The following is a 21,034-nucleotide window of genomic DNA, read 5'->3' on the forward strand; positions in this document are numbered from 1 at the left end:
ACGCACGGCACAGGAAACCGAGTACTCGACGGGACCGACAGGACCGGATCAATCACGGGATTTCGAGCACGTCCGGGATTTCATGTGCATCCGGGCGGCACTCCCGGGCCGAAGCGTTCTGTAGCCCTATTTCGATGGAATGGCCGAGAGGACGTGCAATGCACACGGGGCAGAACACCCTGGATCCGGAGAGCGCGGCGCATGGAATCGACACCGACGTCTCCGCCGCGGTGGGACGCACGCTCGAACACATCCTCCACCGGCGGCTGGCGGAGGCCAGGGCCATCGACGCCACGTTCGCCGAGGACATCGCGGAGCGGGTGGTCCGCTTCACCCTGCGCGGCGGCAAGCGCATCCGCTCCCGCTTCCTGTGGTGGGGTCTGCGCGCGTGTGCGGGGGGTACCGACAGCGGTGAGGTGGAAGCGGCCCTTCGCCTCGCCGCCGGACTCGAACTCATCCAGACCTGCGCGCTGGTCCACGACGACGTGATGGACGGTTCACCGCTGCGGCGGGGCCGAGCCGCCGTACACGTGGACCTCAGGACCCAGTACGCGGCGCACGGAGCGGGCAGCCCTCGGGAGCCGTTCGGTGAGGCGGCCGCCATCCTTGTGGGTGATCTGGCGCTCAGCTGGGCCGATGACGTGCTCGCGGCGACCGATCTCGACGCGGCGAAGGCGTCCCGCACGCGCGCGCTCTGGCAGTCCATGCGGGCCGAGATGGTGGCCGGCCAGTACCTCGACCTGCACGGACAGATCACCGGCTCACGGTCGATGGGCAGGGCCGTCCGGATGGCCTCGCTCAAGAGCGCCCTGTACTCGGTGGAGCGGCCGCTGGCCGTCGGCGCGGCGCTGGCCGGCGCGGACGAGGCGGCCACCCGGGCGCTGTGCTCGGCGGGTCGCTGCGCCGGAATCGCCTTCCAGCTGCGGGACGATCTCCACGGCGCGTTCGGCGAGCCCGGCGAGACCGGCAAACCCTCTGGAGACGACATCCGCGAAGGCAAGGGCACGTACCTCCTGGCGGTGGCCACCGCCCGCGCCCGGGCCACGGCGGACCGCGACGTGCTGACCCTCCTCGAATCCCGCGTCGGCACGGCGCGGCCGGACGAGAACGCCGTGCGTCAGGTGCGGGAGGCGCTGGTGGCCACCGGAGCCCGAGCGATCGTCGAGGACAAGATCCGCCACCTGGTCGGGCAGGCGGACCGGCACCTCGCCGCAGGCGCCTTCGTCCCCTCCGCCGAACAGCAGCTGCGCGGCCTCTTCCACCGCGTGGCCGGACTGACCACGGCCGGCGCGCGGAACCCGTCGGCCGGCGCGGAAGAACCCGGTGCCGAAGCGGCAGTACCACCCGGTGCCGAAGCGGCAGAACCCTGTGCCAAAGGCGGGATCCTATGAAGACCGTTCCAGGGCCGACCGATCACGTCGTGGTCGTGGGCGCCGGACTCGCCGGCCTGTCCACGGCCCTGCATCTGCTGGGTGCCGGACGCGCGGTGACGGTGGTCGAACGGGCCGGGCACCCGGGCGGCCGCGCCGGGCTGCTGCTGAGGGCGGGCTACCGGATCGACACCGGCCCCACCGTCCTGACCATGCCCGACATCGTGGAGGACGCCTTCGCCGCGGTGGGCCGGAACATGCGGGACCACCTCGACCTCATCGCCCTGCACCCGGCCTACCGGGCCCAGTTCGCCGACGGCAGCTCCCTGGACGTACACACCCGGCCCGAAGAGATGGAAGCGGAGATCGCCCGCTTCGCCGGCGCCGGGCAGGCCGCGGGGTACCGGCGGCTGCGGGCCTGGCTGGAGCGCCTCTACCGGCTCCAGATGCGCCGGTTCATCGACACCAACTTCGATTCCCCCCTGGAGCTGCTGACCCCCGATCTGGCCCGGCTCGCCGCCCTCGGCGGCTTCGGCCGGCTGGACGCGCGCATCGCCTCCTTCGTCTCCGACGAGCGACTGCAGCGGGTCTTCTCCTTCCAGGCGCTGTACGCGGGTGTGCCCCCGGCCCGTGCCCTGGCCGCGTACGCGGTCATCGCCTATATGGACACCGTCGCCGGAGTCCACTTCCCGCGCGGCGGCATGCACGCCCTGCCCCGCGCCATGGCCGACGCCGCCGCCCGAGCGGGCGCCGACTTCCGGTACGGGCAGGACGTCCGGAGCCTGGAGCGGACCGGGTCTCGGGTCACGGCCGTCATCACCGACCACGGGCGCATCGCCTGTGACGCCGTGGTCCTGACGCCCGATCTGCCCGTCACGTACGAACTGCTGGGCCGTACGCCGCACCGCCCGCGGCCACTGCGGCATTCACCGTCCGCCGTGGTCCTGCACTTCGGCAGCGCCCGCACCTGGCCCCGGCTGGCGCACCACACGATCTCTTTCGGGGCCGCCTGGCAGCGCACCTTCCACGAACTGACCCGCACCGGACGCCTCATGTCCGACCCGTCCCTGCTCATCACCCGCCCGACAGCCACCGACCCCGGCCTGGCGCCCCCGGGACGCCATCTCCACTACGTGCTCGCCCCGTGCCCCAACACCGACATCGGCCCCGGCGCCCGGGACTGGCGGGAGCTGGCCCCCCGCTACCGCGACAGCCTCCTCGCCGCACTGGAACGGCGCGGCCTCACCGGGGTCACCGACGCCATCGAGGAGGAGTGCCTGGTGACTCCCGCGGACTGGACGGCGCAGGGCCACGCCGCGGGCACCCCGTTCTCCGCCGCCCACACCTTCGCGCAGACCGGCCCCTTCCGGCCCCGCAACCTGGTGCGGGGCACGGAGAACGCGGTCCTCGCGGGCTGCGGCACCACACCCGGAGTCGGCGTGCCGACCGTCCTCCTCTCCGGCAAGCTGGCCGCCGCACGCATCGCGGGCCCCCGCCGCTCGCCACACCCCGCCTCCCCACGGCCCGCCGCCGAGAGAGGAACCGGATGAGCACCCGGGAGCTGGACGCCGCGGCCATCACCGACCCCGCGCTGCGCTCCGCCTACACCCACTGCCGCCGCCTGAACGCCCGCCACGGCAAGACGTACTTCCTGGCCACCCGGCTGCTGCCGGTCGAACGCCGGCCCGCCGTCCACGCCCTGTACGGCTTCGCACGATGGGCCGACGACATCGTCGACGACCTGGCGGACACGGCCGCACCGGCCGAACGCGCCCTGGCGCTGCGACGCCTGGACCACCACCTCGACCACGCGATGCGCACGGGGACGAGCAGCGAACCCGTCGCCGCCGCCCTGGCCGACACGGCCCGGCGCTACGACATCGACCCCCAGCACTTCACCGACTTCATGACGTCCATGCGGCAGGACCTCGAAGTGAGCGAATACCCCACCTATCACGACCTCGAGCGGTACATGCACGGCTCGGCCGCCGTCATCGGCCTGCAGATGCTGCCCGTCCTGGGCACCGTCGTACCCCGCGAGGAAGCCGCCCCGCACGCCGCCGCCCTCGGCACGGCCTTCCAGCTGACCAACTTCCTCAGGGACGTGGGCGAGGACCTCGACCGCGGCCGCACCTACCTCCCCGGTGAACTGCTCGCCGCGCACGGCGTCGACCGCGCGATGCTGCACTGGAGCCGGGCCACCGGCCGCCGGGACGCCAGGATCACCGCCGCACTGAAGGCGGCCGCCGCCCTCACCCGAGACACCTACCGCGTGGCGGCCCCGGGCCTCGCCATGCTCGACCCGGTCGCACGCCCCTGCATCCGCACCGCGTTCGTGCTGTACGGCGCCATCCTCGACGCCATCGCCGACGACGGGTACGCGGTGCTGCACCGCCGGGCCGTCGTCCCCCGCCGTCGCCGCGCCACCGTCGCCTGCGACGGCCTGTGCCGGGTCGCCGCGGCCCGGCTGCGCCACCGCCTGGCCGACGGACCGCCCCAGATGCGCGAACAGGCCGTACCCGCACCACCGCACCTCATCCGCGGCGCACAGCGCCGACCGTCCTCGAAGGAGCCGGTATGACCGGAGGCCCGCGCGGAACCGGACGCCTTCCCCTGCGGCTGCGCCGTCGGCCCGTGGCCTGGAAGGACCAGCGCCCGACCTGGCGCGAGGCGAGACCCGCGGTGATCGCCGCCGCGTTGAAACGCGCGCAGAGCCGGCCGTCCGGGAACTGGTACGTGCTCGGCGCCACCCGGGACATCAGGGACGACCTCCCCCTGGGCCGCACCGTCGCGGGCCTGGAGGTCGTCGTGTGGCGCGGCGCCGACGGGGCGCTGCGGGCGGGCCCCGGCGCCTGCCCGCACCTGGGCGCCCCGCTCAAGGACAGCCCGGTGCACTGCGGCACGCTGATCTGCCACTGGCACGGACTCGCCCTGACCGGCCGGCCCTTCGGGGCCTGGCACCCGTACCCGGCGTACGACGACGGTGTGCTGACCTGGGTCCGACTGGACGACGTCGGTGGGGAGGAGGCTCTGGAGCGACCCGTGCTGCCCGCGCGCCCGGATCTGGCCCGGAGCGTGGCGACCGTGGTGACCACGAGCGGACGCTGCGAACCCGAGGACGTCGTCGCCAACCGCCTCGACCCCTGGCACGGTGCGTGGTTCCACCCGTACTCCTTCGTCGATCTGAGTGTGGTCCCCGTGACCGGTGACGCCCAGGACGACCCGGCGGACGACGCGTTCACCGTGGACGTGTCGTTCAAGGTGGGCGGGCGCGCGGTCGTACCGGTGCGGGCGGTCTTCACCGCGCCGGAGCCCCGTACCGTCGTCATGCACATCACCCACGGCGAAGGCGCGGGCTCGGTCGTGGAGACACACGCGACTCCGCTGACCGCGGCCGGCGCCGGGCACCCCCGAACCGCCGTCGTCGAAGCGGTGATCGCCACGTCCGACCGCCGGGGCTTCCTCGCCGCCAAGGCCGCCGCTTCCGCACTGCGACCGCTGATGCGGGCGGCGGCAGGGCGGTTGTGGCGCGACGACATCGCTTACGCGGAGCGGCGCTGGACCCTGCGCGGCACGGGCCGCTTCCCCGGATGACTCACGTCGCGCCGGTGCCGGCCAGCCGGTTCAGCGTCCGCAGCGCGCCCACCCTGCCGCGGGTCGGCACCGACCACAGCGTCTGCCCGCGCAGCCCCCAGCGCTGGAGCAGCGCGTTCGCGGCCTGGAACCCGGTCGTCACGGCCCGCTCCATCAGGGCGACCGGCAGATCGGTGCGCACCAGGTCGCCCGCGACGGTCACGGCCGGATCCGGGGTGCGTACGGTGGGCCGGTCCCGGTAGGTGCCGACCGCGAACAGGGGGCAGTCGGCGCGCCATTCGTGGCGTTCGTCGATGATCCTGGCGTCGCGTGTCTCCGGGTAGACGCGCCGGAGCTGGGTCAGCAGCCGTTCCTGTTCGGCGGTCCGGTCGGTGCCCGAGGGGACGGCGTAGGCGTGCAGTTCGACCACTGAGCCGCCCGTGCGTGCGACCCATCGCAGGGCTTCACCGTCCCACCGCTCCAGCACGCTCACGTTGTCCAGCGGCCCGTATCCGCTGGTCCCGAGGAATCCCGGGCGGTCGTGGGCGACGGGCCGGTCGAGCCAGAGGCGGGAGACGAGGAAGGCCGGCGCGGTCCGCAGCCGCATGATCCGCTCCCGCCAGTCCCTGTCGGCCAGTTCGGGCGAGCGGGCGACCACGTGCTGGAGGCCCGCCGTGTCCAGGGCGAGCACCACGGTGTCGTGCCGTTTCTCGCTGTCCGAGGTGGTGACGAGGAACCCTCCGCCGGAGACGGGCCGCACGTTCTCCACCGCGTGCCCGGTGCGGATGTCCGTGCCGTGACCGGCGAGATAGCCGGCCAGCGGCTCCCAGAGCGCCGCGGGGAAGGGCTCCTGCGGCACGTCGAACAGCAGGCCCTCGCTGGAGCCGAGGAAGTAGATGTGGAACATGAGGGCGAGTTCGGCGGCCGAGAGCCGGCGTGGATCGGCGAAGAAACTGCGGGAGAACACCTCGAACGCCAGATGATGGGCCGCCCGGGGAAACCGGATCCGCTCCAGCAGATCCTGGGCGCTGACCCCGTCGAGCCGCCGGTAGACGTCGGGGACGCGCACGTCCATCAGCGGCAGGGCGGCGCGCGGGTTCATCCGGGCCAGGTCGCGCGGGCCGAACGTGGGGCTCCGCACGGCGAAGCCGAGGGCGCTCCAGGGCGGTGTGCGCGGCACCTTGGCGAAGCTGTCCCGGTGCCCCGCGCTGTGCCACAGGGGGTAGTCGGGCAGGCGGGTCAGCATGTCGAGACCCGGATCGACCCGGCGCAGCAGGCCGCGCAGGTTGTAGTACTGGCGGAAGAACGCGTGGAAGCCGCGGGTCATGGTCGCGGTGGTGCCGTCGGCGAGTTCGACCGGCCAGCCCGCCAGGCGGCCACCCAGCTGGTCGTCACGTTCGTACAGGGTGACCTGCACGCCCCGTTCGGCAAGCGCCGTCGCGGCGGCGAGTCCGGCGAGACCGCCGCCCACGACGGCGGCCGTGGGCGCCGGGCCCCGAGCCGGGCGGGGAAGGCCGACGGGCGCGGGCCACACCTGGGCGCGGCGGTCGAGGCCGCGGCGCGCCGCACCGTACGGCGACGTGGTGCTCCGCTTCATCGCACGGCCTCGCGGGCTCCGCCGGCACTGGCCAGCACGGTGTGCACGATGCCGGTCTGCCAGCCGGGCATCGGCAGGACACGGACACCGGAGAAACCGGCGCGACGGATCCGCGCGGCGAACGCGCCCGCGGTGTCGAAGCCGGTCACGCTGTGGAAGAGGTGCCGGTAGAGGGGCCCGTCGCCGGTCAGGGTGCCCGCAGGCTGCACCACCGCCTTGCAGACGGCCAGCCACACCAGGCGGTCGACCGGCCGGCCGCTGAGGGTGTAGTCGTGCACGGCCAGCCGGCCGTGCGGTGCCAGGAGGGCGCGGACCGCGGTGAGCACGGTGTCCGGGTCGGCGAGGTTGCGGAAGAGATAGGCGGCGAAGACCGCGTCGAACGGCCCCCGCACGCCCGCCTGTTCGAGCTGTTCGGCGGGTGCGTGCACGAAGGTCACGGTGGGTGGCCAGGCCTTCGCCGCGGCCTGGTCCAGCATGCCCGGTGAGGCGTCGACCGCGACGATCTCGGCCAGTGGGGCGGCCCTGTGCAGGGCGGCGGTGGAGGCGCCGGTCCCGCAGCCCAGGTCGAGCAGCCGCAGCCCGGCGCCGCCGCGCGGCAGCCGCAGCCGGCGGGCGGAGCGGCGCAGGTGAGCGTGGTAGCCGGGGTTGACGGCGACCAGCCGGTCGTACGTACGGGCGGCGTGGTCGAACGCCGCGGACAGGCTGTCGTCGCGCAGCACGGTCATCTCAGGTCTCTTTCCGGTCGGCCGGGCGGCCCGTCGTGCCGGGGGCGTGGGCGAGGCGGGTGCGGTACTTGGGCAGCAGGGGAAGTTCGAGGGCCGTGCGCAGCATGGGGCGCACGGGGGTGCGCAGCCCGATGAACAGGTCTTCGCGGGTGCTGGTGCGACCGTCGAGGAAGCGGAGCAGCCGCTCCATGGGCACCTGGCGGAACAGGCCGGTGAAGAACTCCGCCCCGCTCACGCGTCCGGTGTGCAGGGCCCGCAGCAGGACGGCGTCCATCGTCCGTGACCACGGTGAGTGGGCGGCGGGGGGCCGGGGCGTCCGGCCCTGGTGACAGGCGGCGGCGATGGCGCGGGTCTGGCGTTGGACGGCCGCGAAGGTGTAGCCGGTCGAGGGCCGTGTCGCGCCGCCCGCGGTGCCGATGCGGAAGACGGAGGGACTGGTGCGGCGCGGGAAGCGCGCGTCGGTCATGGGGATGACACCGTGCTCCACCCGCGTGATCTCGTACCGCTCCAGGGCGAGTTCGTGTCTCAGGTAATGGCGCAGGGCATCGTCGTAGCCCCGGTCGTCCAGGACCCGGCGGGAGAACTCCGTGTACTCGACCAGGGTTCGGGAGGGGCTCGTGGGCAGGGCGTAAACGAAGGAGAGGCCGTGTGCGGGCTGCGGGGTGCGGAAGTCCATCAGGTCCGCGACCCGCGGGTCGAAGGCCGGGCGGTCGGTCGTGATGAACCAGCCGCGGAAGTGCTGCAACAGCGTGGTGCGCCCCGGGGGAAGGACCCGCAGAGGACGGGAGTCGAACACCCATCGGGCCCGCAGCGCGCAGGGCCGCCCGTCCGGGGGCCGCAGGCGGATCTCGGCGCCGCGCCCCAGCTCTCGGATCGCGCTGACCACCCCTTCGAGCCGGACCACGTTCGGCTCGCCGGACAGACGCTCGCCGACGAGGGCCTCGAAGGCCGTGGAGCGCAGCATCTTGTAGCGCAGCGGGGCGGGCGAGGCGGCGACGGCGGTGCCGTCCGGGGCCCTGACCCGCAGGGTGTCCCAGGCGGCCGACAGGGCGGTGTCGAACTCGCCGCCCGGCTCCTCCCAGAAGCACCAGGTGCGCTCGGCCGGCTTCAGCGGCCCCGCCGGGGCGTCGACGAGCACCACCGAAGGTGTACGGCCGACGGAAGCGCCGTTGACGAGGTGGTACGCCAGCGAGAGCCCGGCCGCGCCGGCTCCCACGATGGCGATCTGCGTGTCGAGCATGCACCCCTCGCCGGTCGTCTCGCCGGTCGTCCCGCTGGTCACTTCCTGTGCACAGCATTCCGTACGGGGCCGCCACTTGGATGCACCGTCGCGGGCGGGTTGCGTGGCCGCTTACGTGTCGGGTACATGGGCCCGCATGACAGATGTCGTACAGGCTGGACTGTGGGGACTCGTGGCAGGCTCCGCGCTGCTGCTCGGGGCCGGGGTCGGGTACGGGCTGCGGGTGCCGCAGAAGCTCGTCGCGACCGTGATGGCCTTCGGAGCGGGCGTGCTGATCTCGGCGGTCTCCTTCGAACTGGTCGGGGAGGCGTACGAGCAGGCGGGGCTCGCCCCCGCGGTCATCGGCACGCTGGGCGGCGCCACCGCCTACACCGCCGGGAACGCGTGGCTGGCCCGGCGCGGCGCCCGGCACCGCAAACGCTCAGGCCACCGCAGGTCCCAGTCGCAGCCGACGGAGGCCCAACAGGCCGGGTCGGGAACGGCGTTGGCGTTCGGTGCCCTGCTGGACGGGGTGCCGGAGTCAGCGGTGATCGGGGTCAGCCTGCTCGACGGCGGCGCGGTCAGTCTGGTGACCGTGGCGGCGGTGTTCCTCAGCAACATCCCCGAAGGGCTGTCGAGCGCGGCGGGCATGAAGCGGGCCGGCCGCGGCCGGGGCTACGTCATGGGTGTCTGGGGAGGGATCGCCGCGGAGTGCGCCGTCTCCGCGGTGCTGGGTTACGCCGTGGTCGGCGGCTTCTCGGCCTCCGTCATCGCGGCGGTGACCGCGGTGGCCGCCGGGGCGATCCTCGCCATGGTCGCCGACACGATGATCCCGGAGGCGTTCGAGGACACGCACCTGGCCATCGGCCTGATCACCGTGAGCGGCTTCCTGGTCTCCTTCGCGCTCTCCCACTCGGGCTGAGCGTTCAGCCCTCCTCCGGGTACCAGCGCAGTTCCACCGTGTTGCCGTCCGGGTCCTCGACGTAGAGGGAGATCGCGGTGCCGCGGGCGCCGAAGCGCTCGCCGGGGCCGTCCACGACCGTGAAGACGCCGGAGTCGATGACCTGTTGCCAGTCGAGCGGCTCGACCACGAGGCAGATGTGGTCGACGTTGGACCCCTTGGCCTCCCCGTCGGGTCCCTCGACGAGGTCGATGATGGTGGTGGGGCTCACCCGCACGGAGGGGAAGGGGACCTTGCCGGCGCGCCACTCGTCCACCCGTACCGGCTCCAGTCCCAGGGGGCCGGTGTAGAAGGCGAGCGAACGCTCGATGTCGGCGACGTTCAGGACGAGGTGGTCGAAGGCGATCACGCGCATGAGGATCTCCGTGAGGTCGGGGTGCGAGGCGTGGGCCGGGCAGTGACTGCCGTGGCCCGTCGATGAGTTCAGCATCGCCGACCGGTGATCCATCGGTCCAACGCATGTTTGTCATCCGATCCATCGTGATTCACGATGCGTCGATGGATCTCCAGCAGATGCGTTACGTCCTCGCCGTGGCCGAGACCGCGAGCTTCACGCGCGCGGCCGAGCGGTGTCACGTCGTCCAGTCCGCACTCAGCCACCAAGTGGCCAAGCTGGAGAAGGAGCTGGGGGCCCGACTGTTCGACCGCACCAGCCGCCGGGTGCGGTTGACCGCCGCGGGCGAGGCGTTTCTGCCCGCCGCCCGGCAGGCCCTGGAGGCGGCGGAGCGCGCCAGGGCGGAAGTGGCGGCGGCCACCGGCGAGATACGGGGCAGGCTGACCGTCGGTTCGATCCCCACCGTCGCGGCCGTCGACCTCCCGGCGGTGCTGCGCGACTACCGCCTGCGCTACCCCGACGTGCGCATCACGCTGCGGACGGGCTCCAGCGAGCGGCTGGTGGAGCAGGTGCGCGAGGGTGTGCTGGACGCGGCGTTCCTCGGCGTACCGCCCGGATTCCGGCCGCAGGGTGTCCGGGACCACGAACTCGCCCATGGGGAGCACGTCGTCGTGGTCTCCCCGGGGCACCCGCTGGCCGCGGAGAAGGAGGTCGACCTCCAACGCCTCGTCGACGAGGTGTTCGTGGACTTCGCCGAAGGCAGTGCCGCGCGGGCCCAGTCGGACGAGGCGTTCGCGGCGGCCGGACTGCGGCGCGAGGTCGCCTTCGAGGTGTCCGGCGTCGAGCTCATGGCCCGGATGGTCCGCAACGGCCTGGGTGTGGCCCTGCTTCCCGCGCTGTTCTCCGTCGAGCTGCACGGCCTGCGGAGCGTGCCCGTCACCAACGGGCCCGTACGGGTGGAGCGGCTCGTCTGGAGCCGGTTCGAGCCGTCCCCCGCGGCTGCCGCGTTCCTCGCCCTGTTGGGGGTCGGCGGATATCAGGAGGTTCTGAACTAAACAGACATTATGAGTTATTGCCCTTAGACTTGTCCGAGGGTGGGCGTCACTGGACATAGTGACGACGTAACGATGAGGAGGCTCTAATGCTTGCTCAGCACACACCGCTTCTTGTCACTCCGACGGACACCGCGGCGCTCGGTACGGCCATGGTGGAGCCAGAGGCGATTCTGAGCGACGCGCCGACATACGCACCGGAAGCGCAAGGCGCTCTCCTGCTTCTGCTGCTCGTCTCGCCGAAGGAGCCCAAGGAGCCGAAGGGGCCGACGGGTAAGTGACCCCCGACAGTCCCAGCAGTCCCGACAGTCCCGATCAGTCGCAGACCGCATACGCCGCGTCAGCGGCTGACCTGGCACTCATCGCCCTCGACGCTCTTCACGGCGTCGGGGGCACCGCGATGTTCGCCGAGCACGTCGAACGCTCGGACGACCCGAAGGCGGCCCTCGCCGCCCTCCGTGTCGTGGGCGCCGACGCCTTCGCGCCCCAGCTGCTGGCCGACGCCGTGTTCCACCCCCAGGACGCGGCGGCCGTGGCCCAGTCCTTTATCCTCTTCCCGCCTGCGGTGAACCCGCCCGCCCCGCCACCCGCGGGCGCCGCCGAGCCCTGGCTGGCTGCGTGGCGCGACTGGGCGACGGCGACCCTGCTGGACCGGTTCGCCGGGGCGGAGGCCGGGGGAGTCCTCGCGCCACGGCCCACGGGAGCGCCGGTCCTCGCGGAACCGCCTCGCGGAGAGGCCGTCCCCGTCAGCGGCGACCCCTGGCAGCGCTGGTCCGTCCGCATGGGCCAGCTCTCCCCGCTCGCGCTCCCGTATCTCGACGGGCCCGTGCACGCCGCCGCCCGCGCCGCCCCGCAGGCCCTCGCGCGCGGCGCCACGCGCGCGATGCTGCGCCGCGACTACCCCACCGCCGCGCGCATCGCGCGCTGGCTCGCCCTGCTGGCCTACGAAGGCGTATCTCTGCCCCTCGACCCGGCGCCCCTCGTCGAACACCTCCGCCTGCACGGCGGCGGTCCGCGGCTCGCCCTCGACGCCGAGATCGCCCGCCGGCTGCTCGGACCGGAGACCACATGACCGCGCACGTGACACGGACCGCCCACGAAGTGAGCGCCCGGGCCCTGGCCTGGCTGCACGCGCACCGCGAGTGCGGGACGCTGCCCGCCGACACCACCGCCGACCTCTGCGACCCCGACAGCGTGTACAAACCGCTCGGCGAGAGCGCGCTCGCCGCCTCGCTCGTGCTGCGCGAGTCGGTCGCGGGCAGCACCGAACAGCGGCTCGTCCGCGAGCTGCTGGGCTTCTGCTGGCAGCAGCTCGGCGAGGGCGACATGCTCTACGAACGGCTGCTGCGGTACACCCTCATGACCGACCCACTGGAGACGTACGTGCCGTTCGCCCGCAGCGGTGTCCGGCACGAACCCCTGGAGCGGCTGCTCGGCCACACCAGCGCGCTGCACGCCGTGCGGGGCGCCGAACTCCTGCCCAACCGCAGGCTCGCCGTGGCCAACGCGGCCCGCGTCGTGGGCCTGGACCGGAGCACCCCTGCGTACGACTGGGACGTACTGACCCGGGCCACCTGGCTCGGCGCGACGCCGGAGCCCTGGCTCATCGACTGGACGACCGGCTACTGCGTCACCCACACGGTCTTCCACCTCACCGACTGGGGCAGCACGCCCACCGGCCTGCCCGACGACCTCGCCGCATACGTGACCACCTGGCTGCCCGTGTGGATCGACATCTGGGCCGAGATCGAACAGTGGGACCTGGTCGCCGAGCTCATGATCGTCGGGTGCTGCCTCGAGGAGCCGTACTGCGATCCGGCGGACTGGGAGCGGCTCGCGGGCGTCCAGCACGCCGACGGCCTGGTGCCGCGCGACGGCGACCCGGTCACCGACGACCCCGGACAGCGCTTCGCCGACCACCAGCACACGGCCGTGGTCGCCGCGATCGCGGGGACTCTCGCGGTGTCCCGGACGCTGGGCGGGGCGACGGGGTGAGCCGCCGCGGAGCCCGGTGCGCAGAAGGCGACGAGCCGGGTGGCGCGGCGGTGGGGGCCACGGAGCCCGCGTGGGCGGTACGCGTACTCGCCGGCCTGCGGGGCGCCGCTCCCGGTGCGAGCGCGGTAGCCCTCGCCGTGCGGCGCGGACCCGAACACGCACTGCTCACCACAGGTGACACCGCGTTTCGGAGCGGAGCCCCCGCCGGCGCCGACACCCGATTCGAGATCGGCTCCCTCACCAAGACGTTCACCGCGCTCCTGCTCGCCGAAATGGTGGCGCGCGGCGAGGTCGCGTACGACGATCCGGTCTCCCGCTTCCTGCCCCGCGCCGCCGCCCCACACCTCCGGGACACCGGCATCACCCTCCTCCACCTGGCCACCCACACCTCCGGCCTGCCCCGACTGCCACCCGGCCTCCTGCGCACCGGGGCACCGGCCTGGTTCAGCAACCCGTACGCAGGTTTCTCCACCGCCGCCCTGCACCGCGCCCTCACCCGCACCCGGCCGCGCTCCGCCCCCGGCACCCGCGTGCGCTACTCCAACTACGGAGTCGGCCTCCTCGGAGAACTGCTCACCCGCGCCGCCCACGGCTCCGCCGACGCGGACTTCGCCGACCTGCTCGCCGACCGCGTCCTGACACCGCTCGGCCTGACCAGCACCAGCTGCGCCACGGACCAGCCGCAGGCCACCGGCTACTGGCACGGCAGGGCCCGCCCCCTCTGGCAGATCCCCGCCCTGCCCGCGGCGGGCGCCGGCCGCTCCAGCGCCCGCGACCTGCTCACGACCCTCGACGCCCTCCTCGACCCCACCGCGCAGCCGCCCACCGTCCCCCGCACGCTGCGCACCGCACTCGCCGACGTGACCCGCCCACGACTCGTCCTGCCGCGCACCGGCAGACGCATCGCCCTGATCTGGAACGTCAGGCCGCGCCCCGGCCACGACCTCTACCACCACTCCGGCGGCACCCGGGGCTTCACCACGTTCGCGGGCTTCAGCCCCCAGGCGAACGTGGCACTCACCGCCCTGGCCAACACGGGTCCCGCGTTCACCGGCACCTTCATCCAGCGCGCCTACCTCGAACTGTGGGCGCTCGCCCATACGGAGAGTTCCCGGCTCCGGGGCGAGGGCTGACACTCATGACCACCCTGCCGCGCATCGCCCCCATGCTCGCCACCCCGGGTTCGCTGCCGCCCGCGCGGAGCGAGCACCTGTGGAGTACGGAGACCAAGTACGACGGACAGCGCGCGGTCGTGTACCTGCCCGGCGACCACACCGTGCTGATCCGCTCGCGCTCGGGCGAGGACATCACCGCCGCCTACCCCGAACTCCACGCCCTGGCCGACGCCTTGGGCGACGTGCCGGTGATCCTCGACGGAGAGATCGTCGTCCTCGACGAGGCGGGCCGCGCGAGCTTCGAGCGCCTCCAGCCGAGGATGGGCCTGGCCGGCTCCCCGGCGAAGGCGGCCCGCCTCGCCGCGCAGGCCCCCGCACACCTGGTCCTGTTCGACGTCCTGTTCCTGGACGGCCAGGACCTTACCCGCGCGCCCTACATCCGGCGCCGTGCCACTCTGACGCAGCTGATCGAGGCGGGCCCGGCCTGGTCCATCCCCACAGCGGTCACCGGCCGGTGCCGCGAGGCCCTGGAACTCGCCCACGCCCAGGGTCTGGAAGGCGTCGTGCTGAAACGGCTCGACTCGGTGTACGAACCCGGCAGACGCTCACCGGCCTGGATCAAGATCAGGAACGTACGCACCGTGGACGCGGTCGTCGGTGGCTGGCTGCCCGGCCAGGGACGTCTCGGCGGGCTGCCGGGCGCGGTCCTGGTCGGAGAGTACGAGGACGGGGCCCTGGTCTACCGGGGGAGCGTCGGCACGGGATGGAGCGAGCGGGAACGCGCCGAGCTCGCCCGGCTCCTGGACGTCGCCGCCATCGACGACTGCCCGTTCACGCCCGCACCCGCCGTGCCCGGCGCCCGGTGGGTCCTGCCCCGGCTCGTCGCCGAGATCCGCTACGCGACCCGGACCCGGGCCGGGCTGCTGCGCCACCCGGTGTGGCACCGGCTCCGCCCCGACCTGGCCCCCGAGGTGTGATCGCGGCAGAGGGCGGTCCGAGGTGCACGCGCGCGCCGCTCGGGCCACTCTGATGAGGATGCGGCGCAAGGGTGCGAGTACGAAGGACGGCGAAGAGCGCGACGTCGAGAGTGTCCTCGACGATCTCTACGCCACCGCGCCGCCCCGCTTCGTCTCCCGGCGTGAGGAGCTCGCCGCGCGGGCCAGGACGGACGGCCGCGCGGCGGACGCCCGCCGGATCCGTGCCGCACGCCGCCCCACCCTCGCGGCCTGGGCGGCGAACCTCCTGGTGCGCTCCCGGCCCGAAGAGGCGCGGCGGTTCCTGGAGCTGGGGCAAGAGCTGCGTGAGGCGTTCCGGACCCTGGACGCAGCCGAGATCAAGGAGCTGTCCAAGCAGCGCGGCAGCGTCGTCGCCGGCCTGTCCCGGCAGGCCGCCACGCTCGCGAGGGACGCCGGGCACCGGCTGTCGGACGCGGCGCAGCAGGACGTCGCCGCCACGCTGCACGCGGTGCTCGCGGACCAGGACGCGGCGGACCAGTGGGCGGCCGGGCGCCTGCAGAGTGCTCTCATTCCGCCCGCGGAGTTCCCGTCCGGCACCGCCGACGCACAGCAGAAGCCGTCACCCACCCAGAAGCCGCCACGGAGCCAGAAGGAGGCACGGGGCCAGAAGGCGTCACAGGCGACGGACGAACTCGCCGAGCGGCGCCGGCAGAAGCGGGAAAAGCTCGCCCGGAAGGCCCGCGAGGCCGCCGAAGAGGCAGCCGAGCAGCTGCGCGAGCGGCATGCCGAACAGCAGGACGCCGACGCGACGCTGCGGCAGGCCCGCGACCGGCACGACGAGGCACGTCAGCGAGTGACCGAGGCCGAGGAACAGCTGCGGCGGGCACGCGACGAACTCCAGCGCGCCGAACAAGCGCAGCAGGAGGCCGAGGAACGGAGCCGGGAGACGGCCGACGCGGTCGTCGGGGCCGACGAGGCGGCACGGGATGCCGCGCGGGAAGCGGAACGCCTGCTCGACCCCCGCGCATAGACGACGACCTCCTCCACTCGCCCGCTCCCAGCGAGCGCACCACGCGCAGGAGTGCCAGCGTGGTCGGCAGAGACCTCCGCACTTCGCTGTTCTCACGGCGACGGTGAAGCACGATGGGAGTAGACGCTCATGGCACGCGCGATCTGGACCGGCGTGATCACCTTCGGGCTGGTCAGCGTGCCGGTCGGCCTGTACACCGCGGTCGAGAACCACACGGTCCACTTCCACCAGCTGCAACGCGGCACCGCCGACCGGATCCGCAACCGGCGCGTCAACGAACGTACCGGCAAGGAAGTGTCGTCCGAGGACATCGTCAAGGGCTACGAGGCGGCCGAGGGCGAGTACGTCGTCGTGGAACCCGACGAACTGGACGAGATCGCTCCGGGCCGCTCCCGGACCATCGACATCAGCGACTTCGTCGACCTGGACGACATCGAGCCGGTCTACTTCGACCGCACGTACTACATCGCCCCGCGCGGCAAGGACCACACCAAGGTGTACGGGCTGCTGCGGGAAGCGCTGGCGGAGGCGGGCAAGGCCGGCATCGCGACGTTCGTGATGCGCGGCAAGCAGTACCTGACCGCGCTGCGCGCCGACGACAAGGTCCTGGTGCTGCAGACCCTGCACTGGGCGGACGAGGTGCGCGACCCGGACCAGGAGCTGCCCGAACTCCCCTCCGGCCAGGCGGACAAGGGCAAGGAGCGGGACATGGCGATCCAGCTGATCGACGCCCTGGACGCGCCGTGGGAGCCGGCCAAGTACCACGACACGTACCAGGAGAAGGTGCGGGAGCTGGTGCGCGCGAAGGCGGAGGGCCAGGAGATCGAGGCCGCGGAGGAGGCACCGCAGGCCACCAACGTCGTCGACCTCATGGAGGTCCTGCAAGGCAGCCTCGACCGGGCCCGGGGCACCAAGAGCAAGGAATCGACGAAGAGCAGGCCCAAGCCACGGAAGACGGGGTCGAAGAAGAAGACCGCGCCGCGGAAAGAGACCGGGCTCCAGCAGCTCAGCAAGAGCGAGCTGTACCAGCGAGCCACGGAACAGGGCATCGAGGGACGCTCCAAGATGAGCCGGGAGGAGCTGATTGAGGCGCTCTCCGGAACCGGCCGCCGCCGCGGCGCAGGCGCCGCCTGACCACGGCCGTCCCACCTCGGAGCCCGGAACGTCAGAGGAGCGAGCGGCCTGTCGGCGCGAGTCGCAGGGTTCTGGGGGCTCCCGTCTGCTCCCGCTCGATGCCCGGCAGGATCTCGCCCCGAGCGAGCGGGTGAGCGAGCACGTCGGCGAGGTGCTGTCGGTACGTGCTCTCGTCGGGGTACGACGTGATGACCGCCGCGACGTTCTCCCCGGTGCGGACGGGCAGCCTGGAGAAGGTGTTGTGGGCCGTCTCAGTGGTGAGGGCGGCGAAGGGCGCGGGTCCCGTCGCGCGCAGCACGGGGAGGAGTCCGTCCCGTATCAGCGCGCCGCCGTCGGGCCGGCCGGGCGCGAAGGACCACACGGTGGCGCAGACGAATCGCTCGGGGGCCGGGGCACCGGAAGGAGCCCGCCCGGAGGGGGAGACGCTCAGACCGTCGTCCGTCAAGGGGCGCAGCAGCAGGACGTCGTCGGAGTCGGCCATGGTGTCGTTGGCCTGCGGGCCGTGCTCCGCCCACACGGGACCTTCGTAGAAGGCGGTCAACGCGCGGTGCCGTGTCGCCATGTCCTGGAAGCCGCGCAGCCACACGAAGCGGTCCGGGTCATCGAGGTCACGGAACTGGCCGAGCACCCGCATCCCCGCCGCTTCCTGGGTCTCCACGAACTCCCGGTCGAACAACTCGATGAGCTCGTCGCGACGGCCAGGACGCGTCGTGTACTGGCGAAGCTCGACGATGGCGGGACGGCGGGACGTCTCGGTGAGAGGCACGCGGCAGGCTCCTTCTGGGGTTCGGTTCGGTGGCTCGGCGGTCGGGGCACCGACGGTAGGGCGACCTCGTGCCAGGGGCTGTCAGGGTTTACGGGGAGAATGCGGCCATGTCTGCCGGTCGACTGCTGTCAGTGCTGCTGTTGCTGCAATCCCGGGGCCGTATGTCCGCGCGGGGCATCGCCGACGAACTGGGCGTGTCCGTGCGGACCGCGTACCGTGACGTGGCGCGGCTGCAGGCCGCCGGGGTGCCCGTGTACGCGGAACCGGGCCGCAACGGCGGCTACCGGCTGGTCGAGGGCTACCGCACGCGCCTGACCGGGATGAGCGAGGGCGAGGCGCGGGCGCTGTTCTTCGCGGGGCTGCCCGGCCCCGCCGCCGACCTGGGGCTCGCGGACGAGGTGGCTGCGGCGCGGCTGAAACTGCTGGCCGCGCTGCCCGCGGGACTCCGCGACGAGGCGGCGCGGGCCGCGGCGGTGTTCCACCTGGACGCTCCGGCCTGGTACCGGGAGCCCGAACGGACGCCGCACCTCACCCTGCTCGTCGACGCGGTGCTCACCCGGAGGGTGGTGGACGTCCGCTACCGGCGTTGGCGCGCGCCGCAGGAAGTGCGGCGTCGGCTCCGCCCCTACGGTCTCGTGCTCAAATCCGGCGTCTGGTACCTCGTGGCCGCCGCCGAGAGCCGCGTCGGGACCTACCGCGTCACCCAGGTCCTCGACGCGACCCCGAGCGACGAGCGGTTCGACCGGCCGCCCGACTTCGACCTGGGCGCCTACTGGCTCTCCTATCTCGACGGCTTCGAGAAGCGCCGTTACACCGGCACGGCCACCGTCCGTCTCTCTCCTCGGGGACGCCGACGCCTGCCGGACAACCTGCCCCCGGAGGCGGTCCGGGCGGTCGAGTCCAGCGCGACCGCCGTCGGCGACGACGGATGGACCGAGGCGGTCATCCCGACCGAGAGCACCGGACATGCCTGCGGCGAGCTGCTGCGGCTCGGCGCCGACGTCGAGGTCGTCGCGCCGCCGGAACTGCGCCGGGCCATGGCCGACACGGTGAAGGCACTGGCCGAGACGTACGGCGCCGGGCGGGGCGAAGGAGCGTGAAGCCGCGTCGGAGTGTGAACCCGCGTCGCGGTATCTCCGGGGCAGCGGTCAGCGCTGCTGGGCCCGGTCGTACACCTTCTTGGCCGTGGCACCCAGCACCTCGCCGTACATCCTGGTCGGCGTCAGGGAGTCCAGCGAGCTGTTGACGGAGACCAGGACGCCCTTGCCGGTGGTGGCGTTGAAGTCGGCCAGCCAGGGGCCACCGCTGGAGCCGCCGCTCATGTCGCACGGGATGGCCTGCGTGCCGTTCTTCTTCTTCGCCGTACCGACGCAGCGGAGGAGTTCCTCGCCGAGCTGCGGGCGGGTGGCGGAGTAGCCGAAGGAGGAGACGGTGCCGCCTACGGGGCGGTTGAAGGCGATGGGCTGGCTGCCCACCGTGTCGGTGAGCTTCTTGCCGTTCTTGCCGGCGTCGACGGTCAGCGCGGAGACGTCGTTCGTGGAGTCCTCCTCCCAGGTGCGCGGGGAGACGGCCTGGCGGACCGCGAACGCGCCGTGCGGCGCCTTGCCCTTGCTGTAGCCGGGGACGAACACCATCGAGAAGTTGGTGTTGTGCGGGGACGAGCCACGGCGTACGCAGTGCGCCGCCGTCATGACGGCGGAGCGGTTGGCGCTCTTCACCGCGGTGGCCGTGCACCAGGTGTCGGCCCCGCTCGCGTTGACGAAGAACAGCCGCCCCACGGTCTTCAGTTCGGTGCCGCGCCACGGCTTGGCCTTCGGCCCGGTGGGGCCGAGGTCCACGGATTTCCCGACCGCCTTCATGCGGGCCGGCGTCCAGTACGCGAGGGCGTCCTTGCGCTCCTTGGTGGTGAACTTCAGGACGGAGACCGGGTCGGCGGCGGCGGTACGGGCCTGGGCCGTCGCGGTGGCTGCGGTCGCGGCCGTCGCCGGGATCGTGACGGCGAGGGCGAGGGCCGTACCGGCCACGGCGCGTACCGTGGCGCGGCCGCGCGGTGGCCGGGTCACGGAAGCGGTTGTCTCGGTCATCGTGGATATCTCCTCAGTGGCCGCACGCGGCGGGCGGGCTGTCGGTCGGTCCGCCGTGCAAGAGGAGGCATCCGGCTGTCCGGTTGGCGCTGTCGACGTTCTGTGACAGAAGCGCGCGCGTCGCTCGCTCAGTGAGCGATGCCGTCGATCAGCTCGCGGGCGCCCTGACGCAGCAGCGCCACCGCCACGGACGTGCCGAGCGTCGCCGGGTCGAGCGGGCCCGCCCACTCGTGCGCGTTGAGGACCGTCTTGCCGTCGGGCGTGAACACGCAGGCCCGCAGCGACAGATCGCCGCCGCGCTCCGACCGCGCGTATCCGGCGATCGGCGAGTTGCAGTGCCCTTGCAGGACGTGCAGGAACATGCGCTCGGCGGTCGCCTCCCGCCAGGCGTCCGTGTCACCCAGGTCCGTGACGGCGTCGATGGTCGCGGTGTCGTCCTCGCGGCACTGCAGAGCGAGGATGCCCGCACCGATCGGCGGGCACATGGTCTCCACCGACAGAATCTCGCTGGCCAGCTCGGGGCGGCCGATGCGGTCCAGGCCCGACTGGGCGAGCAGCAGCGCGTCGGCGTCGCCCGCGGCGAGCTTCTCCAGCCTGCGGCCCGCGTTGCCGCGCATCGGGACGCACTCCAACTCCGGGTGGGAAGCGGCGAGTTGGGCCACGCGACGGACCGACGACGTGCCGATGCGGGTGCCCGCGGGGAGCTCGTCGAGGGTGAGGCCGCCGGGGTGGATGAGCGCGTCCCTGATGTCGTCGCGCTTCAGGAACGCGGCGAACGTGGTGCCCGCGGGCAGCGGCCGGTCCGCGGGCACGTCCTTCACGCAGTGCACCGCGAGATCCGCCTCACCGGCGAGCAGTGCGGCGTCGACCTCCTTGGTGAAGGCACCCTTGCCGCCGAGCGCCGCCAGATCGCCCATCCAGCGGTCACCCGAGGTGGTGACCGGCACGACCTCGGTACGGATGCCGGGGTGCAGCGCGGCGAGTTCGGTGCGGACGCGCTCCACCTGGGCGAGGGCCATGGGGGAGGAGCGGGAGACGATGCGGATCAGCTCAGGAACGGACATGCGCTCCACGATAAGGGCTGCGAAGGGGTGCCTCGGACACGCGTCCAACTGATCAAAGG

At 72.9% G+C, this 21,034-nt stretch carries 21 protein-coding genes; 14 read left to right on the forward strand and 7 right to left on the reverse strand.

Features of this window, described 5'->3' with window-relative positions:
* Window positions 1–158: 158 nt before the first annotated feature.
* From ACI2L3_RS11510 to ACI2L3_RS11525, 4 genes are read left to right on the forward strand one after another with little or no spacing between them, the layout of a single operon-like run.
* The gene (locus tag ACI2L3_RS11510) at window positions 159–1,391 is read left to right on the forward strand and encodes a polyprenyl synthetase family protein (protein ID WP_404752130.1); all 1,233 of its coding nucleotides are present in this window, start codon (window positions 159–161) and stop codon (window positions 1,389–1,391) included.
* Window positions 1,388–2,920, forward strand: coding sequence for a phytoene desaturase (locus ACI2L3_RS11515; protein WP_404752131.1), 1,533 nt, complete (start codon window positions 1,388–1,390; stop codon window positions 2,918–2,920). Before ACI2L3_RS11510 ends, ACI2L3_RS11515 begins: the two co-directional genes overlap by 4 nt.
* On the forward strand, window positions 2,917–3,951 hold the full coding sequence (locus ACI2L3_RS11520) for a phytoene/squalene synthase family protein (RefSeq protein WP_404752132.1): 1,035 nt from the start codon (window positions 2,917–2,919) through the stop codon (window positions 3,949–3,951). Before ACI2L3_RS11515 ends, ACI2L3_RS11520 begins: the two co-directional genes overlap by 4 nt.
* On the forward strand, window positions 3,948–4,964 hold the full coding sequence (locus tag ACI2L3_RS11525) for a DUF5914 domain-containing protein (protein ID WP_404752133.1): 1,017 nt from the start codon (window positions 3,948–3,950) through the stop codon (window positions 4,962–4,964). Before ACI2L3_RS11520 ends, ACI2L3_RS11525 begins: the two co-directional genes overlap by 4 nt.
* Before the next feature lies 1 nt (window position 4,965).
* Here the strand turns inward: ACI2L3_RS11525 and ACI2L3_RS11530 are convergent, their stop codons facing one another.
* Genes ACI2L3_RS11530 through ACI2L3_RS11540 form a run of 3 tightly spaced genes read right to left on the reverse strand, consistent with a single transcriptional unit; the run spans window position 4,966 to window position 8,505 of the window.
* On the reverse strand, window positions 4,966–6,540 hold the full coding sequence (locus ACI2L3_RS11530; protein WP_404752134.1) for an FAD-dependent oxidoreductase: 1,575 nt from the start codon (window positions 6,538–6,540) through the stop codon (window positions 4,966–4,968).
* Complete coding sequence (locus tag ACI2L3_RS11535; RefSeq protein ID WP_404752135.1) at window positions 6,537–7,265, reverse strand: class I SAM-dependent methyltransferase; 729 nt, start codon at window positions 7,263–7,265, stop codon at window positions 6,537–6,539. Before ACI2L3_RS11535 ends, ACI2L3_RS11530 begins: the two co-directional genes overlap by 4 nt.
* 1 nt (window position 7,266) lies before the next feature.
* Window positions 7,267–8,505, reverse strand: a complete 1,239-nt coding sequence (locus tag ACI2L3_RS11540) for a lycopene cyclase family protein (protein WP_404752500.1) — start codon at window positions 8,503–8,505, stop codon at window positions 7,267–7,269.
* A 136-nt stretch (window positions 8,506–8,641) separates the two neighbouring features.
* Between ACI2L3_RS11540 and ACI2L3_RS11545 the strand changes: the two genes are divergently transcribed.
* Window positions 8,642–9,406 (forward strand): ZIP family metal transporter, encoded by a 765-nt coding sequence (locus ACI2L3_RS11545; RefSeq protein ID WP_404752136.1) that lies wholly within the window; start codon window positions 8,642–8,644, stop codon window positions 9,404–9,406.
* A 4-nt stretch (window positions 9,407–9,410) separates the two neighbouring features.
* Here ACI2L3_RS11545 and ACI2L3_RS11550 read toward each other — a convergent pair whose 3' ends face one another.
* Window positions 9,411–9,800 (reverse strand): VOC family protein, encoded by a 390-nt coding sequence (locus ACI2L3_RS11550; protein WP_404752501.1) that lies wholly within the window; start codon window positions 9,798–9,800, stop codon window positions 9,411–9,413.
* Window positions 9,801–9,943: 143 nt separating this feature from the next.
* Between ACI2L3_RS11550 and ACI2L3_RS11555 the strand changes: the two genes are divergently transcribed.
* From ACI2L3_RS11555 to ACI2L3_RS11590, 8 genes are all read left to right on the forward strand, one after another.
* Window positions 9,944–10,834 carry a LysR family transcriptional regulator gene (locus tag ACI2L3_RS11555; RefSeq protein ID WP_404752137.1) on the forward strand — a complete coding sequence of 297 codons (891 nt, stop codon included), beginning with the start codon at window positions 9,944–9,946 and terminating at the stop codon, window positions 10,832–10,834.
* Window positions 10,835–10,920: 86 nt separating this feature from the next.
* Entirely contained in the window at window positions 10,921–11,112 is a 192-nt protein-coding gene (locus ACI2L3_RS11560) for a hypothetical protein (RefSeq protein WP_404752138.1), read from the forward strand.
* Entirely contained in the window at window positions 11,109–11,903 is a 795-nt protein-coding gene (locus tag ACI2L3_RS11565) for a hypothetical protein (protein WP_404752139.1), read from the forward strand. The genes ACI2L3_RS11560 and ACI2L3_RS11565 overlap by 4 nt, the downstream gene beginning before the upstream one ends.
* Entirely contained in the window at window positions 11,900–12,826 is a 927-nt protein-coding gene (locus ACI2L3_RS11570; protein ID WP_404752140.1) for a DUF6895 family protein, read from the forward strand. Before ACI2L3_RS11565 ends, ACI2L3_RS11570 begins: the two co-directional genes overlap by 4 nt.
* Before the next feature lie 50 nt (window positions 12,827–12,876).
* On the forward strand, window positions 12,877–13,959 hold the full coding sequence (locus ACI2L3_RS11575; RefSeq protein WP_404752141.1) for a serine hydrolase domain-containing protein: 1,083 nt from the start codon (window positions 12,877–12,879) through the stop codon (window positions 13,957–13,959).
* Between the two features lie 5 nt (window positions 13,960–13,964).
* Entirely contained in the window at window positions 13,965–14,918 is a 954-nt protein-coding gene (gene ligD, locus ACI2L3_RS11580; RefSeq protein ID WP_404752142.1) for a non-homologous end-joining DNA ligase, read from the forward strand.
* Window positions 14,919–14,976: 58 nt separating this feature from the next.
* Window positions 14,977–15,927 (forward strand): hypothetical protein, encoded by a 951-nt coding sequence (locus ACI2L3_RS11585; RefSeq protein WP_404752143.1) that lies wholly within the window; start codon window positions 14,977–14,979, stop codon window positions 15,925–15,927.
* Window positions 15,928–16,056: 129 nt separating this feature from the next.
* Window positions 16,057–17,061, forward strand: coding sequence for a Ku protein (locus ACI2L3_RS11590; protein WP_404752144.1), 1,005 nt, complete (start codon window positions 16,057–16,059; stop codon window positions 17,059–17,061).
* A gap of 31 nt (window positions 17,062–17,092) precedes the next feature.
* Here ACI2L3_RS11590 and ACI2L3_RS11595 read toward each other — a convergent pair whose 3' ends face one another.
* A complete protein-coding gene (locus tag ACI2L3_RS11595) occupies window positions 17,093–17,827 on the reverse strand; it encodes an NIPSNAP family protein (RefSeq protein WP_404752145.1) in 735 nt (244 codons plus the stop codon).
* A gap of 107 nt (window positions 17,828–17,934) precedes the next feature.
* Between ACI2L3_RS11595 and ACI2L3_RS11600 the strand changes: the two genes are divergently transcribed.
* Window positions 17,935–18,927, forward strand: coding sequence for a helix-turn-helix transcriptional regulator (locus ACI2L3_RS11600; RefSeq protein WP_404752146.1), 993 nt, complete (start codon window positions 17,935–17,937; stop codon window positions 18,925–18,927).
* A gap of 48 nt (window positions 18,928–18,975) precedes the next feature.
* Here ACI2L3_RS11600 and ACI2L3_RS11605 read toward each other — a convergent pair whose 3' ends face one another.
* Together ACI2L3_RS11605 and hemC are read right to left on the reverse strand one after the other, a co-directional pair.
* Window positions 18,976–19,911 (reverse strand): trypsin-like serine peptidase, encoded by a 936-nt coding sequence (locus tag ACI2L3_RS11605; protein ID WP_404752147.1) that lies wholly within the window; start codon window positions 19,909–19,911, stop codon window positions 18,976–18,978.
* 128 nt (window positions 19,912–20,039) lie between these two features.
* Complete coding sequence (gene hemC, locus ACI2L3_RS11610; protein ID WP_404752148.1) at window positions 20,040–20,975, reverse strand: hydroxymethylbilane synthase; 936 nt, start codon at window positions 20,973–20,975, stop codon at window positions 20,040–20,042.
* Between the last annotated feature and the right edge of the window lie 59 nt (window positions 20,976–21,034).

Source organism: Streptomyces sp. NPDC029674 (assembly GCF_044903205.1).
In the GTDB taxonomy this organism is placed as follows: domain Bacteria; phylum Actinomycetota; class Actinomycetes; order Streptomycetales; family Streptomycetaceae; genus Streptomyces.

What these genes read in the sequence shown, in the direction of transcription:
- ACI2L3_RS11510 (WP_404752130.1), top strand. Translation starts at nt 159, where the DNA reads ATGCACACGGGGCAGAACACCCTGGATCCGGAGAGCGCGGCGCATGGA.
- ACI2L3_RS11515 (WP_404752131.1), top strand. Translation starts at nt 1,388, where the DNA reads ATGAAGACCGTTCCAGGGCCGACCGATCACGTCGTGGTCGTGGGCGCC.
- ACI2L3_RS11520 (WP_404752132.1), top strand. Translation starts at nt 2,917, where the DNA reads ATGAGCACCCGGGAGCTGGACGCCGCGGCCATCACCGACCCCGCGCTG.
- ACI2L3_RS11525 (WP_404752133.1), top strand. Translation starts at nt 3,948, where the DNA reads ATGACCGGAGGCCCGCGCGGAACCGGACGCCTTCCCCTGCGGCTGCGC.
- ACI2L3_RS11530 (WP_404752134.1), bottom strand. Translation starts at nt 6,540, where the DNA reads ATGAAGCGGAGCACCACGTCGCCGTACGGTGCGGCGCGCCGCGGCCTC.
- ACI2L3_RS11535 (WP_404752135.1), bottom strand. Translation starts at nt 7,265, where the DNA reads ATGACCGTGCTGCGCGACGACAGCCTGTCCGCGGCGTTCGACCACGCC.
- ACI2L3_RS11540 (WP_404752500.1), bottom strand. Translation starts at nt 8,505, where the DNA reads ATGCTCGACACGCAGATCGCCATCGTGGGAGCCGGCGCGGCCGGGCTC.
- ACI2L3_RS11545 (WP_404752136.1), top strand. Translation starts at nt 8,642, where the DNA reads ATGACAGATGTCGTACAGGCTGGACTGTGGGGACTCGTGGCAGGCTCC.
- ACI2L3_RS11550 (WP_404752501.1), bottom strand. Translation starts at nt 9,800, where the DNA reads ATGCGCGTGATCGCCTTCGACCACCTCGTCCTGAACGTCGCCGACATC.
- ACI2L3_RS11555 (WP_404752137.1), top strand. Translation starts at nt 9,944, where the DNA reads ATGGATCTCCAGCAGATGCGTTACGTCCTCGCCGTGGCCGAGACCGCG.
- ACI2L3_RS11560 (WP_404752138.1), top strand. Translation starts at nt 10,921, where the DNA reads ATGCTTGCTCAGCACACACCGCTTCTTGTCACTCCGACGGACACCGCG.
- ACI2L3_RS11570 (WP_404752140.1), top strand. Translation starts at nt 11,900, where the DNA reads ATGACCGCGCACGTGACACGGACCGCCCACGAAGTGAGCGCCCGGGCC.
- ligD (WP_404752142.1), top strand. Translation starts at nt 13,965, where the DNA reads ATGACCACCCTGCCGCGCATCGCCCCCATGCTCGCCACCCCGGGTTCG.
- ACI2L3_RS11585 (WP_404752143.1), top strand. Translation starts at nt 14,977, where the DNA reads ATGCGGCGCAAGGGTGCGAGTACGAAGGACGGCGAAGAGCGCGACGTC.
- ACI2L3_RS11590 (WP_404752144.1), top strand. Translation starts at nt 16,057, where the DNA reads ATGGCACGCGCGATCTGGACCGGCGTGATCACCTTCGGGCTGGTCAGC.
- ACI2L3_RS11600 (WP_404752146.1), top strand. Translation starts at nt 17,935, where the DNA reads ATGTCTGCCGGTCGACTGCTGTCAGTGCTGCTGTTGCTGCAATCCCGG.
- ACI2L3_RS11605 (WP_404752147.1), bottom strand. Translation starts at nt 19,911, where the DNA reads ATGACCGAGACAACCGCTTCCGTGACCCGGCCACCGCGCGGCCGCGCC.
- hemC (WP_404752148.1), bottom strand. Translation starts at nt 20,975, where the DNA reads ATGTCCGTTCCTGAGCTGATCCGCATCGTCTCCCGCTCCTCCCCCATG.